We start from the raw sequence: 13,827 nt of genomic DNA, 5'->3' as shown, positions 1-13,827 counted from the left end.
GATTAAGGCGAGTTAAATCGAGATGACTAACGGTTATTACTGGAGATAACGATGGAAATTAAAAGAGTTGCAATTGTCGGTGGCGGCACTGCAGGTTGGTTGGCTGCAAATCATTTAGGTAAGGCAGCACTAGACAATCAGCAGTTATCGGTAACCTTAATCGAGTCTCCGGATATTCCAACTATAGGCGTAGGAGAGGGGACTGTCCCCGCTATCCGTCAATCACTTAAAAGCTTTGGTATAAGTGAGACCGAGTTTATTCGTCGCTGTGATGTGACTTTCAAACAATCAATCAAGTTTGTTAATTGGCTGGATAAACTCAGCCATGGTGAGGCCAACTTCTATCATCACCTCTTCGATATGCCTGCGGCAATGGGGGAAGAGTTAACCGCTCAATGGCTATCCCAAAAGGATCGTGCATACGCAGGCACAATATCGCCTCAACACGCAGTTTGTGAGGCGTATAAAGCCCCTAAATCAATCACAGATGCTGAATATTGTGCACATTTGGGGTATGCCTATCACCTAAACGCTGCAAAGTTTGCAGAGCTACTCGGTGACAATGCTAAAGAGCGCTTTCGAGTCGAGCATATTCGCGCTAACGTCCAAGAGGTTGTGCTAGGTGAAGGGGGCGAGATTAAATCTTTAGTGACCGATATCTGTGGCACGCTCGATTTTGACTTTTATATCGACTGCACTGGCTTCGCTTCCTTGTTAATTGATAAATCGCTTAAGGTTCCGTTTGTCAGTAAAGCGGATGAGCTGTTTGTCGATAAAGCCATTGTTGTGCAGGTGCCTACTAGCGGTGACGAAGTTATTCCTCCATTTACGATTTCGACAGCGCATCAAGCTGGTTGGATCTGGGATATTGCGTTAAGTAATCGACGCGGGGTAGGCTTTGTGTACTGCTCAAAATATATGGATGATGAGCTTGCGCTTAGCAAGCTTGATAACTATCTAGGTGGAAACCTTTCAGAGAGTCAGCATCGAGTGATCCCTATGACAGTTGGTTACCGTGCGCGCTCTTGGGAGAAAAACTGTGTGGCTTTAGGGTTAGCGCAGGGGTTTTTGGAGCCACTCGAAGCAACATCAATCTTATTAACGGACTTTGCGGCGGGACTGTTAGCCAGCCGTTTTCCTCACTCTACGGCGCAATTACCGGGACTGAGACAGCGTTTTAACCATGTAATGGATTATGCGTGGGCAAGAGTTGTCGATTTTATCAAACTGCATTATTGCTTATCTGATAGGACTGACTCTCAGTTTTGGATAGATAACCGCGACCCAGCAACTATGTCTGATGAATTAAAAAAGCGTTTGGCAATGTGGCAAGATTTCGTCCCCTCTAGAGAAGACTTTTTCAGTAAATTTGAGGTTTTCGATTTAGAAAACTACCTCTATGTGCTTTATGGTATGCACTATAGAACACGAGTTAATGACGAAATAAACTTCCAGAATAACAATTGCCGAAATAACAAATCCTATCAGCAAAAGCTCGATGAGATCTCTGCTCAGTTAGTTGCCGACCTGCCTGAGCACAGGGAGCTACTTGAAAAAATCAAACGCTATGGATTACAAATGGTCTAGTATAGGCGCTGAAGCTAATCGGCGTGGCCAATTGTAGCAGCTATTGATAGAGCCTAGGGGTAAGGCATTTAGGATAGGGTTACTCGTTAGACTCTATCCAATCTTTGCCATACAGGGACTGCAGCTGTTGCTGATGAGGTGGAAAGTGCTGGGTGACCTTGTTAAAGTAGTGACTAATATCATCAAGGTTGACCGCGTTATCGCTTGTTACGCTGTGAGTCGTATGTTGCTGAAAGCGGCCTTTTCCGGCTAATAAGCAGTACCAACTCGGAGTCAGGTAGGCAGTTTGGCTTTGTGTCTCTTCTAGTATCTTCTCAAGATTGCCATTAGCTGTATCCCAAACTGCTATGATTTGTTTTAATTTATCAGAACAACTTTGCTGTTTGCGTGCATCTAACCAGTATTGACTATCGGTGCGAGTATTTAAAAAATAGTGTGCTTGAATGTAATCTTTAATGGCATCAAACATTGCATTGATCTTGCTATTAAACTGACTTTGTTTAGTTAAACCATCTTGATCATAGCTTCGAATAAACTCTTCTAGCGTATATTGCACGGCCATTAAGGCTGTAGCCTCAAGGGGCTCGATAAAGCCTTGAGAAAGACCCACTGCCAATACATTTTTATGCCAATGTTTTTCTACTCTGCCTAGCCGCATAGATAAGTGTTTAGCAGGCATACCATCACAGCTTTTACCAATATGTGCTCTTAACTCTGCTTCTGCGGTTTCGCTATCGATATACTTTGAGGAATATACATAACCATTACCATAGCGACTGCTTAAAGGGATTTTCCATGCCCAGCCTGCGCTTAATGCCGCTGATTCAGTGAACGGCGCAATGGGTTCTAAGTTTTTAATCGTCGATGGGATCGCGATAGCACTGTCATTGAGTAAGCTATCAGAATAGTCTTTGAATGGTGTATTGAGTGTTTTACCTATTAATAAGGCGCTAAAGCCAGTGCAATCAATAAAAAGTTCGCTGCTAATGATTTCACCGGACTGAGTGACCAGCAGCTTTATTATATTGTTTTCATTAGTCTCAATGTGTTCGACTGTATCGCAAACATGTCTCGCTCCTAGTCCTATGGCGCGCTCTTTTAGATACTCACCTAATAATGCTGAGTCAAAGTGATAGCCGTACTCCATGGTGCCATTGAGGGCGATATCAGTCTTTGGACAGCGGCTTTCTTTGGCTAAATAACTTTGTAACCAATAACTATCTGGATGTGCATCGACCACAACCCCTTGACGTTTTAGGTCGGCATTATGAATGAAGGCCTTACCTGTTTTGAGGTCAATATCTGAATAGAAGGGATGGAAGTAGCTATTATGGGAAGTGTGCGTGACCCAGTTAGGAAAACTAATTCCACACTTATAGGTGGCATTACATCTGGGCATCCATTCAGATTCTGTTATCTCTAGTGTTTCAAAGAAACGTTTTAATGCCGGAGTGGAGCCTTCGCCAACCCCAATCTTGGGTATATCGGCAGAGTCTATAACGGTAATTTTGCAACCTGCATTCGCCCAGGCGTGTTGCAAAAGGCTGGCACTCATCCAGCCCGCGGTGCCTCCGCCGATAATAACGATATTTTTTGGGGGAGTCATAGACATGGTTCGGCACCTTTATGAATAGCAAAATTTCAGCCGTAAATTCAGAGATATGATTTACGGCTGTATTTATCAATTAATTAATGAGTTAAGTCATACTGATTTTGCTTTTCAATAAGGCGAGTGATCTGCTGTAGTGATAGAAGGTGAGCGTAGATTAGCGGTAGCAATCCATTTTCCTTTAGCGATAAAAACTCTTCATTACTAAGCTGATTTAGCGTTTTCTCATCAACGACATAAATGCCGTCGATGTTAATTGGTTGCTGACTTTCGACTAGCTTAACTGTCAGTTGTTTTGCGGTGAACAAACTCTTGGAGGCTAATAGCTGACAAATATTGCCTGTCTGTTCATTAAAAGCGGCTATTTCAAGTAGCGCTTGAGTTCGCTTTTTAAGGTATTCGCTCTGCTCTTTATTATCGTTAAACAAGCGCTGTGCATTTTCACCTGCTTCAGTCACTAACGGGCTTGCGGTATCGACGCAGATCAGAACATTGTCACTTTCTTGGCTAGTTTTAACCAAAGATAGCGGTGCATTATTAAAGCCTCGAGGTTTTATCATTGCAGGCCAATCACTACTTTGGCAGTAGAGGTTTAACCCGTTTTTAACTCCCATCATGGCGACAGGAATAAACTGTCCAGTTTCGCTGTTCTTAACAAAAACCAATGGAAACTCAGTCGCTAATTGATGGAACTCATGGAACACAACAGGAATAAGCTGCTGATCGGCGAAGCGGCGGTAGTCTTGAGACTCGCTAACGCACATTTCAAGATGGGTATCAGAGTTAAGTGGGACGATATTATTATTCATTGTTATGGGTCCTTGAGCGAAATCTTATTTAAAGCGATTAAAGGCCTGCACTTGAGTGTTACGCATTGCTGTTTTGTAGTACGTCTCGTTGTGCATCGTGTTGTATTGTTTTTGTTGCGTCTAGGTATACTTATAAGTGACAACGTTGTCAATTAAGCTCTAGGTGTGAAACTTTGCAGATTTAGAGTGCGACGCCTTAGCATCGTTGCCAACTAGATTAATCAAAGCGCTGTGCTTAACTCTTTGTTTTATTTAGCTGATATTGGCTTTCTTCGTTTTCGGTTACTCGACTAAGAGCGTCAAAGGGGGGGGGAGTAAATAAAAAAGCCCAAATTAATCTGATCTATTAAAGATATGCCGAGGCGGCTAAGTGATTGTTTTGTAGTTATTTTATTTTGCTCTCTCAGGGTTGGGATAATAAAAATACAGTCAAATGTCAGATAAATGTAGTTGTTTTGTACACTTTTGTGTATATTCTAAATGACAGCGTTGTCATCTGCTTGTGTGACAGGTTGTTTGTAAGGTCTTCATGGACGGGAAGAGGTCTCTCGTCTCATGTTTTTTGACGAACAATTATGTTTGTTACTCCTATATAGTCTCTCCCCAGAAACTAGCGTGGGCCGAGTACTTTATGAGTACTCGGCCATTTTTTATCTGGCACAATAGGGGAGTCCTACATAAGGTTTTAAGAGATAATCGTGTAAGAACCTAAGTAATGACCTAAGTCATAACGAGTTCTCGTTGATTTCCATAAGGGGGAGAAATAACGAGGCAGAGCTTGAGCATTTCACCTTTAAATAACAATAGAAATCATAGGGAATGTAATGAAGATTAAAGTGATAGTTTCAGCGGTAGCACTAGCGTTATCTGTTGGTGCATGTTCTAAGCAGAACGAAACTGAAGAGGTTACTAGTGTTATCTCCCCCACAGAGCAAGGCTCACAGTTTGGTCAAGTAGTAAGTCCTTCCAGCTTGACTCAAGCGACATTGAAGCAAATTGGCGAGACGCTCGATATTGAATATCGCGTAGTGACTAATGTTCCCGATGATAGTTGTGACCAAGAAGCTGCAGATGGTCGCTGTTTCTTGGCTGAAATAGATCTGACTTCTCAAGTCGATATAGACAGTAAAGATTGGGCTATCTACTACTCGCAAATGCGCCCAATTCAAAGCGTCGTGGGCGATGAGTTCTCTATTACTCGTATTCAAGGTGACCTACATAAAATCACTCCGGCAGCGGGCTTTAGTGGTTTTAAAAAGGGACAAACTAAAACAATTCAATTTCGCGGTGAGTTGTGGCAGTTATCTGAAACAGATGCCATGCCTAACTACTATATCGTTGTCGATGGCTTAGAGCCTGTCATCATTGCTAGTACTCAGGTATCGATTGATCCTGAAACAGGCATGGAAGTACGCCCCTATGTGAGTGCTTTCACCGACAGCGATAGCCAATATAAACGCCGCGAAACAGATAAACTTGAATGGGCAACCACAGAAGTACTATATCGTAACAACCTCAACACGCCTGTTGATGCCAGCTTAGCAGAGAATACGATTTTACCCACTCCATCAAAGGTTTCACTGAAAACAGATGCTAAACCTGTCTCACTAAAAGATGGGATAAAGCTTGAGCTTAATGGCGTCAGTCTAGAGGCCGTTGATGCAGCGTTGCAGCGTTTAGCACGCATTGGTGTTAGCCAAAGTGATGCAGGTACTGATAGTGAGCTTGATAGTGGAGTCAGCACTGCACTATTACCCTTAATCGCTCCTAGCGCAAAGGGTGAGTATCGTCTTGAGATCTCAAACAATGGCATAAAGGTTTTTGCAGCAGATGATGCAGGCTTTTCCTATGGTTTAGCCTCTCTGGCGGCACTAGTTGATGCCAATACACTAACGGTAAATCCAATGCTGGTGGAAGATGCGCCGCGCTATGATTTTCGTGGAATGCATATCGATGTATCACGCAACTTCCACAGTAAGCAGCTAATTTTAGACCTCTTAGATCAAATGGCGGCCTATAAGCTCAATAAACTACATCTGCATATGGCTGATGATGAAGGCTGGCGTTTAGAGATAGCAGGCCTGCCCGAGCTAACCCAAGTCGGTAGCAAACGTTGTCATGATCTTAATGAAGATACCTGTCTATTGCCTCAGTTAGGAAGTGGCCCCTTTAGCGATACCAAGGTCAATGGCTACTATAGTAGAGCCGATTATATCGAGATCTTACAGTACGCGGCAGCGAGGCAAATACAGGTGATCCCATCGATGGATATGCCGGGTCATTCGAGAGCGGCGATTAAATCGATGGAAGCGAGAGCGCGCAAGCTGATCTCCCAAGGCAAAGTAGAAGCCGCTAAGCAATATCAGTTATCAGATAGCCAAGATAAAACGGTTTATTCATCGATTCAGTACTATAACGATAACACCTTGAATGTGTGCATGGAGTCAACCTTTACCTTTATCGATAAGGTTATCGATGAGATCGCTAAGATGCATCAAGATGCTGGCGTACCACTGAACCTCTATCATATTGGCGCCGATGAAACTGCCGGAGCTTGGCTGGAATCCCCTGTATGTAAGGCATTTATCGCCAATAATGATAAAGGGGTGACCAGCATGGATGAATTAGGTGCCTACTTTATTGAACGAACCGCAAGAATGCTGGCAGATAAAGGCATTGAAGCTGCGGGCTGGAGTGATGGCATGAGCCATACTCGAGCGCAAAATATGCCTAAGCAGGCGCAATCTAATATCTGGGATGTTATCGCACATGGTGGGCATAAGCGTGCACATCAACAGGCAAATCTTGGCTGGCAGGCAGTGTTAGGGCAACCCGAAGTTCTCTATTTTGATTTCCCCTACGAAGCCGATCCTAAGGAACACGGTTACTACTGGGCTAGCAGGAACACCAATTCCCAAAAGATCCATAGCTTTATGAGCGGCAATTTACCTGCCAACGCCGAGCAGTGGACCGATATTGAAGCGCTGCCGTTTGAAGCCGACGACACGGTTAAAACTGACGAGACGGGCAAGATCGTCAGTGAACCACTAAAGGCAACATTTAGCTTCGCAGGTATTCAAGGTCAATTGTGGAGTGAAACTGTACGTAGTGATGATGTGGCAGAATACATGATGTTTCCTCGTCTGATGATGCTGGCTGAGCGAGCATGGCATAAGCCAAGCTGGGAAGTGCCATATCAGTATCAAGGTGCAGTTTATAATCAAAACAGCGGTTTCTTCACTAAAGAGATGCGTCAAGCACAGGCCCGTGACTGGCATACGGTGGCCAATACTATAGGCGCTAAAGAGCTATTAAAGCTAGATAAAGCCAATATCGCCTATCGAGTACCAACGCCGGGCGCAGTCATCAAAGACGGTAAGCTGTTTGCGAACGTTATTTTTCCTGGTCTTGAAATTGAATACCGTGATGCTGGTGGGCAGTGGCAGGCCTATGCCGAAGGGGTTGCTGTAACAGCACCTGTAGAGGTGCGTGTTATTGCCGCCGATGGTAAGCGTAAGGGTCGTACCTTAGTTGTTGAGTAACAGTTAATTAACAGGTGTTATGCTTCGCTTGTAAGCAATAACTAAGCCTGAATGTGGCAGCATTAACGTGTTGCCACGCTTTTATCGTATTATCAGGCAAGTTTAAAAAACAAATGACAACGCTGTCATTGTTGTTGTAACATAGAATTAACTTGGTGGGCTTTAGTGGCGATAATATGCATAAAGTCCAGACCCATTCTGATTAAAAGAATGAGAACAACAAAGAGGTCTGTCATGGGCATGAGCCAGACGAAAGAAGAGTTCCTATATATAGGAATTGATGGTGGCGGCAGTAAATGCCGTGCAACAATCTACACTCACGATTATTGCATCCTAGGTACTGGGGTTGCAGGCCGTGCCAATCCGCTTCACGGTCTAGCTCAAACATTTCAATCAATTGAAGATTCTACCCAACTCGCTCTTAGCGATGCAGGTCTAAAACCTGATGACAGTAAGCGTTTGATTGCAGGTCTTGGCCTAGCAGGAGTGAATGTGCCTCGTCTTTATCAAGATATTGCTAAGTGGCAGCATCCATTCTCTAGCATGTATCTCACTACCGATCTTCATACGGCTTGTATTGGTGCCCATCAAGGTCAAGAGGGGGCTGTGATCATAACTGGCACTGGTTCTTGTGGCTATGCTCGAGTCGGTGACAAAGAGCTACTTCTTGGTGGTCATGGGTTTGCATTAGGTGATAAGGGCAGTGGTGCCTGGCTTGGTTTAAAGGCCAGTGAAGCTGCGCTGTTAGACTTAGATGGCTTTGGTGAGAAAACAATACTAACCGAACGACTGATGCAGCACTTTGAGGTTAATAATGCCCTTGGCATCGTTGAAAACTTAGCGGGTCAATCCTCCAGTACCTATGCCAAGCTTGCCCGAATCGTGTTTGAGTGCGCCCAGATCAAAGACGGCGTGGCCTTAGATATTGTTCGAGAAGGGGCGACCTATATCAGTGAGTTGGCCAGAAAGTTATTTGAAATTGATCCGCCTCGATTCTCAATGATAGGTGGTCTTGCTGAACCTTTAGCGCCTTGGCTGGCTGAAGATGTGTTAGCAAAACTCGCGCCTAGCTTACAGCCACCAGAGTGGGGCGCAGCCTTCTTTGCTCAGCAGCAGTATGCTAAAGCAACTGTATAACGGGTTCACTATTTTAGTCAGTGGGAATTAAGATGAAGCAGACGATAATTGCCGATCGCGTGTTTGATGGACAGACATTTCATACAGATTTAGCGGTTACCTTTGAAGATGGCCATTTGCTCGCATTTGATAGTGTAGAAGGGGCAAAAGAGTCTCGCTATCCTGGCTTATTAGCTCCGGGTTTCATTGACGTGCAAGTCAATGGTGGTGGGGGAGTACTGTTTAACACCTCTCCAACGATTGAAGGCATAGAGGCCATAGGTAAAGCCCACGCTAAATATGGCACAACGGCTTATTTACCAACGCTCATTACCGATGATGTCGATGTGATGTGTCAGGCTGCAGACGCGGTTGCATCTGCCATTGAGTCAAACAGTGCTGGTGTAGTGGGAGTCCACTTTGAGGGGCCGCATCTCAGTGTACCTAAAAAAGGCGTGCATCCACAGTCGTATATCAGGCGCATCTCCGATGCCGAGTTGGCAATATTTAGTCGCCAAGATCTTGGTATTAAAGTGGTGACGCTTGCGCCAGAGAATGTCTCTCTAGAGGTGATAGAAGCCCTAGTCAAAGCTGGCGTCAGAGTATGTCTTGGGCACTCTAATGCCGATTACGATACCGTTAAAAAAGCGCTTGCCGCTGGAGCAACCGGCTTTACTCATTTATACAATGCCATGTCGGCACTGGACTCTAGAAACCCTGGAATGGTCGGCGCGGCTCTGGAAAGCTCGGACGCTTGGTGTGGCTTGATTGTCGATGGTCATCACGTTCATCCTGCTTCAGCGCGAGTTGCTATCAAGGCTAAGCCGAAAGGTAAGATGATGTTAGTTACCGATGCCATGCCGCCTGTTGGTCTTGAGGATGAGGTCAGCTTTGAGTTATTTGGCACCCAAGTATTAAGAGCGGGTGATAGGCTTAATGCCGCGACGGGGGAATTGGCAGGTTGCGTGTTAGATATGGCTGGAGCGGTGGCAAATACTGTCAATATGCTTGGACTAGAGCCTGAGGAAGCACTGAGAATGGCATCTTTGTATCCTGCCCAGTTTCTTGGCTTAAGTGATAAGATGGGCCAGCTACAGGTTGGTGGACGTGCCGATATGGTGCTGCTCGATGACAAATACAGTGTCGAGCAAACCTATATAGGCGGCGAGTTAGCTTTTAAGAGCTAATTATCGATGCTTGTTCTAACTTAAACTGAGCCTCAGTGGCTAGCTATTAACTAGCAACCACAGAGGCTTTGCTTTATATCGGCGGCGTTAAAAGCGGTAGAAAAGGGCTGTTTAGATGACAACAATAATAGATAAACCCCAATCGAATATCGTAAAGAGTGTGATTGAAACGGCTTCCAAGCCGAAAGCTAAGCTTAGGCTTAAGTCATTGGATGCGCTTCGTGGCTTCGATATGTTTTGGATCTTGGGTGGTGAAGCAATATTTGCAGCGCTGCTGCTATTAACGGGCTGGGCCGGCTTTAAGTGGTTTGATGGCCAGATGCACCATAGCGCTTGGCACGGCTTTACTTTCTACGACCTTATTTTCCCTCTGTTTATTTTCCTTTCTGGTGTCGCGCTAGGCCTGTCACCCAAACGGCTAGACAAGTTACCCCTGCCTCAACGTATGCCGCTATATAAACATGCAATAAAACGGTTGTTACTGTTACTACTCTTTGGCGTTATCTACAACCATGGCTGGGGCACAGGATCACCCTTTGCAGTCGGTGATATTCGCTATGCCAGTGTGTTGGGTAGAATTGCCTTTGCTTGGTTCTTCTGCGCACTTTTGGTGTGGCACACCAGTTTAAGAACTCAGATAGTGACAGCAATTACGGTTTTGGTTGGTTACGCCTTGTTGCAAGCCTTCCCTTTAATGACGTTAGATAGCAGCGGCCCCTTTAGTCAAACAGGCTCAATTAACGCCGCAGTCGATAGCCTGCTATTACCAGGCATAACTTATCAGAACGCAGCGGTCGACCCCGAGGGAATACTCTCGACTATTCCTGCCGTTGTGAATGGTTTATTCGGTGTCTTTGTTGGTCACTTTATTGTTAAACCGCATATTAAGGGAGAGTGGTTTAAGGTTGCTGTATTAACCGTTTCAGGCTTTGGGTTATTGGCTCTAGGCTGGGCGGTATCACTATGGCTCCCAGTCAATAAAACCCTGTGGACCAGTAGTTTTACCATAGTGACTTCTGGCTGGAGTATACTTTTCTTAGCTCTGTTTTACGCCATCATCGATGTGGTCAAGGTGCAGAAATGGGCATTTTTCTTCACGGTTATTGGTTGCAATTCCATTGTTATCTATATCGCGAGCAGCATAGTCAATTGGAAGTACACCGCAAACAGCATATTTGGTGGATTGATCTCAGCTCTACCTAATCATACCCAAGTGCTAGCTGGCGTCATCACACTAGTGTTAGTGCAGTGGCTGGTGCTTTACTGGATGTATAAGCGAAACATCTTCATTAAGGTTTAAGCTATTAAGGTTACACTAAGCCTTGATTTAGCGCTTTTAGCCAAAGGTGGCTGCAAGATAAGAGAATAGGTTCAAATTCGCTGTTTAAATAAAAATGACAGCGTTGTCTTTTTGGGCGTAATGTTTTAACATTGATGAAACATTAGCCTTGGTATGCATAGGGTCTTAGGCTAGAAGCATGCCCAAGCCAAAAAAGAAAGTAGAGAATATAAGCAGACGCTTGTCTGTATAAGTTAAGAGATAACAATGAAGGATGGGGTAGCAGTTTAATCTGGTATCATAAAATTAATTACTATAAGAAGCAGGTTTAATACATGACAGCAACGACTCAGGCTCAGGCTAGCCCCAAGAGCAGTTTACTGCCTATGACCATTATCGGTGTGCTATTTTTCATCTTCGGATTTGTGACTTGGCTTAACGGCTCGCTGATCCCTTTCCTTAAAATCATCTGTGAGTTAAACGAATTTCAAGCCTTGTTTGTGACGTTTGCCTTCTATATTGCCTATACCGTGATGGCTCTGCCTATGTCATCGATACTTAGGCGAACGGGTTACAAAAACGGTATGGCAATCGGTCTGGCGATTATGGTTGTCGGCTCTTTACTGTTTATTCCAGCAGCGCAGAGTGCAAACTTTATTCTATTCCTTGGTGCCTTGTTTGTACTCGGCACGGGTTTAACGATTTTGCAAACCGCCTCCAACCCTTATGTGGTGCATATCGGCCCTAAAGAAAGTGCCGCGATGCGAATTAGTATCATGGGGCTTATCAATAAAGGTGCGGGTGTTATCGTACCAATCTTGTTTACTGCGTTAGTGTTGTCAGGCTTTGAAAACTTCACAGCAGATCACTTAGCTGCATTGAGTGAGGCTGAGCGTCTAGCACAGATCAATGAGTTATCTTCAAGACTGGTTATGCCATATATCTATATGGCAGTGGCACTGACTTTCCTAATTGGTTTAGTCAAGTTCTCCTCGCTTCCAGAGCTTGAGTTTGAAGCGGCAGATGATCATCAAGAGAAGGGCAGTATTACTCACTTCCCACAGGTCGTGCTTGGCGCCGTTGCTCTATTCGCTTATGTTGGCGTTGAAGTTATCGCCGGTGACACTATTGGCTTATACGGCGAAAGCTTAGGGGTTAATAACTTTGCCTCGCTGACTTCTTACACTATGGTGTTTATGGTATTTGGTTACATCATTGGTGTGACCTGTATTCCTAAGTTTATAAGCCAAGAGAAAGCTTTACTTGGCTCAGCGCTTGCTGGCATCGTCTGCATTATTGGTGCGGCGTTAGGCTCTCGTGAAAGCACTCTTATGGCCGATATTATCTGGGGCTGGAGTGGTATCCCGGTGATCCCTGATACCGTCACCTTTGTTGCGTTAATGGGATTGGCACATGCACTAGTTTGGCCTTCAATTTGGCCACTGGCACTTGAAGGTCTAGGTAAGTATACGGCACAAGGTTCTGCGCTGTTGATCATGGGGATCTCGGGAGGCGCAATTCTACCGCTAGTATTCGGTAAGGTAGCGTATTTTGCTGACAATACTCAGGTCGCTTACTGGGTAGGTCTGCCTTGTTATCTGTTCATCCTATTTTATGCTCTCAAAGGCCATAAGATGCGTAGCTGGTAAACAGCTTATAGATTAGCTCCTCTAGACTGGAGCCGTTATAAAGGAGCCTAAGGGCTCCTTTTTTGTTTTTAGTATTTAGAGGCCGGATAGAAGCTGGAAAGGCTGAGACGGTAAAGGCAGGGCAGGGAACAGGGGAGAAGCCAAGAAATGCAAAAACGGTAGTAGCCAGAAATGTAAAGGCGAGATAATAGGAGCTCTGTGGGTCGATGTTTGCCGTCATTGGTTTAAAAAAGTAGCAAAGTGCTGAGACGATAAAGGCTGAATAAGAGCCGGACACAAGCCGACAAAAGCTAAGGCGGAAAAGCCAGAAAAGCAAAGGCGAAATAATAAGAGCTCTGTAGGTCGGCATTTATGCCGTCATCGGTTTAAAAAAAGAGACTAGATATTAGTAAATTGTAGATACAAAAAAGCCACTCGAAGGAGTGGCTTTTTTGTTTTTATGGTGCCGGCACCAAGAGTCGAACTCGGGACCTACTGATTACAAGTCAGTTGCTCTACCAACTGAGCTATGCCGGCTTATTTGCTTAACAAGTTACTAAGTAGATAGTTAACTCATTAATAAATGTTGGTGCCCGAACCCGGAATCGAACCAGGGACACGAGGATTTTCAATCCTCTGCTCTACCGACTGAGCTATTCGGGCAACTAAGCGCTACTAATGTATGCGTTAGATTTGCTACTTCAAACCAAGCCTTTAAAGCCCGTCTCGTTTGGAGTGCGCGTATAATATAGTGATGTTTTAGAAGGTGCAAGTGCTTTTTTCATTGTGTGGTCTATTAGTAACCTAAATCCTTGTTTATCTTCTGCTGACTGGTTAAAAAAGTGCTAGTAATTGGTCGGTTAGCCTTAGAGACTGCGTTATTTGTAACTATTGTTCTGTTCGGTTGTTTGGTGTCTGCCTATGAGTTTCTTTAATGGCCTGACTAAAATGAGAGGTTATAACCTAAAGCTCTTAACTTAAAGGGGCGTTTATCTCAGGGGGGGGCTAAGCCTAAGATACAAAAATCCACTCACTTATGGGGAATGCTTTCTTGTTGAACTATTACTTTA

Annotated in this window: 8 protein-coding genes and 2 tRNA genes; 6 read left to right on the top strand and 4 right to left on the bottom strand. The window is 44.6% G+C overall.

From position 1 onward, the window contains the following. Positions 1-51 precede the first annotated feature (51 nt). Positions 52-1,587, top strand: coding sequence for a tryptophan halogenase family protein (locus JMA39_RS03095; RefSeq protein WP_202720374.1), 1,536 nt, complete (start codon positions 52-54; stop codon positions 1,585-1,587). A 79-nt stretch (positions 1,588-1,666) separates the two neighbouring features. On the opposite strand, the gene JMA39_RS03090 is transcribed toward JMA39_RS03095, so the two are convergent. Next, a complete protein-coding gene (locus JMA39_RS03090) occupies positions 1,667-3,199 on the bottom strand; it encodes a tryptophan halogenase family protein (protein WP_202720373.1) in 1,533 nt (510 codons plus the stop codon). A 77-nt stretch (positions 3,200-3,276) separates the two neighbouring features. Then, complete coding sequence (locus JMA39_RS03085) at positions 3,277-4,005, bottom strand: SapC family protein (protein ID WP_202720372.1); 729 nt, start codon at positions 4,003-4,005, stop codon at positions 3,277-3,279. 824 nt (positions 4,006-4,829) lie between these two features. On the opposite strand from JMA39_RS03085, the gene JMA39_RS03080 reads away from it, so the two are divergent. From JMA39_RS03080 to JMA39_RS03060, 5 genes are all read left to right on the top strand, one after another. Then, a complete protein-coding gene (locus tag JMA39_RS03080) occupies positions 4,830-7,547 on the top strand; it encodes a family 20 glycosylhydrolase (protein ID WP_202720371.1) in 2,718 nt (905 codons plus the stop codon). 234 nt (positions 7,548-7,781) lie between these two features. After that, a complete protein-coding gene (nagK, locus tag JMA39_RS03075; RefSeq protein WP_202720802.1) occupies positions 7,782-8,684 on the top strand; it encodes an N-acetylglucosamine kinase in 903 nt (300 codons plus the stop codon). Between the two features lie 32 nt (positions 8,685-8,716). Beyond that, positions 8,717-9,850 carry an N-acetylglucosamine-6-phosphate deacetylase gene (gene nagA / locus JMA39_RS03070; RefSeq protein WP_202720370.1) on the top strand — a complete coding sequence of 378 codons (1,134 nt, stop codon included), beginning with the start codon at positions 8,717-8,719 and terminating at the stop codon, positions 9,848-9,850. A gap of 115 nt (positions 9,851-9,965) precedes the next feature. Continuing rightward, on the top strand, positions 9,966-11,150 hold the full coding sequence (gene nagX, locus JMA39_RS03065) for a transmembrane glucosamine N-acetyltransferase NagX (protein ID WP_202720369.1): 1,185 nt from the start codon (positions 9,966-9,968) through the stop codon (positions 11,148-11,150). A gap of 314 nt (positions 11,151-11,464) precedes the next feature. Next, on the top strand, positions 11,465-12,778 hold the full coding sequence (locus JMA39_RS03060) for a sugar MFS transporter (RefSeq protein ID WP_202720368.1): 1,314 nt from the start codon (positions 11,465-11,467) through the stop codon (positions 12,776-12,778). A gap of 440 nt (positions 12,779-13,218) precedes the next feature. On the opposite strand, the gene JMA39_RS03055 is transcribed toward JMA39_RS03060, so the two are convergent. Then, a tRNA-Thr gene (locus tag JMA39_RS03055) sits at positions 13,219-13,294 on the bottom strand. Positions 13,295-13,344: 50 nt separating this feature from the next. Next, a tRNA-Phe gene (locus JMA39_RS03050) sits at positions 13,345-13,420 on the bottom strand. Positions 13,421-13,827: the final 407 nt, after the last annotated feature.

The organism is Shewanella schlegeliana (assembly GCF_016765635.1).
Classification (GTDB): Bacteria; Pseudomonadota; Gammaproteobacteria; order Enterobacterales; family Shewanellaceae; genus Shewanella; species Shewanella schlegeliana.
This window is presented reverse-complemented; position numbering and strand designations above follow the sequence as displayed.

Coding starts and splice junctions, on each gene's coding strand:
- nagX (WP_202720369.1), top strand. CDS start 9,966: ATGACAACAATAATAGATAAACCCCAATCGAATATCGTAAAGAGTGTG.
- nagK (WP_202720802.1), top strand. CDS start 7,782: ATGGGCATGAGCCAGACGAAAGAAGAGTTCCTATATATAGGAATTGAT.
- JMA39_RS03085 (WP_202720372.1), bottom strand. CDS start 4,005: ATGAATAATAATATCGTCCCACTTAACTCTGATACCCATCTTGAAATG.
- JMA39_RS03095 (WP_202720374.1), top strand. CDS start 52: ATGGAAATTAAAAGAGTTGCAATTGTCGGTGGCGGCACTGCAGGTTGG.
- nagA (WP_202720370.1), top strand. CDS start 8,717: ATGAAGCAGACGATAATTGCCGATCGCGTGTTTGATGGACAGACATTT.
- JMA39_RS03060 (WP_202720368.1), top strand. CDS start 11,465: ATGACAGCAACGACTCAGGCTCAGGCTAGCCCCAAGAGCAGTTTACTG.
- JMA39_RS03090 (WP_202720373.1), bottom strand. CDS start 3,199: ATGTCTATGACTCCCCCAAAAAATATCGTTATTATCGGCGGAGGCACC.
- JMA39_RS03080 (WP_202720371.1), top strand. CDS start 4,830: ATGAAGATTAAAGTGATAGTTTCAGCGGTAGCACTAGCGTTATCTGTT.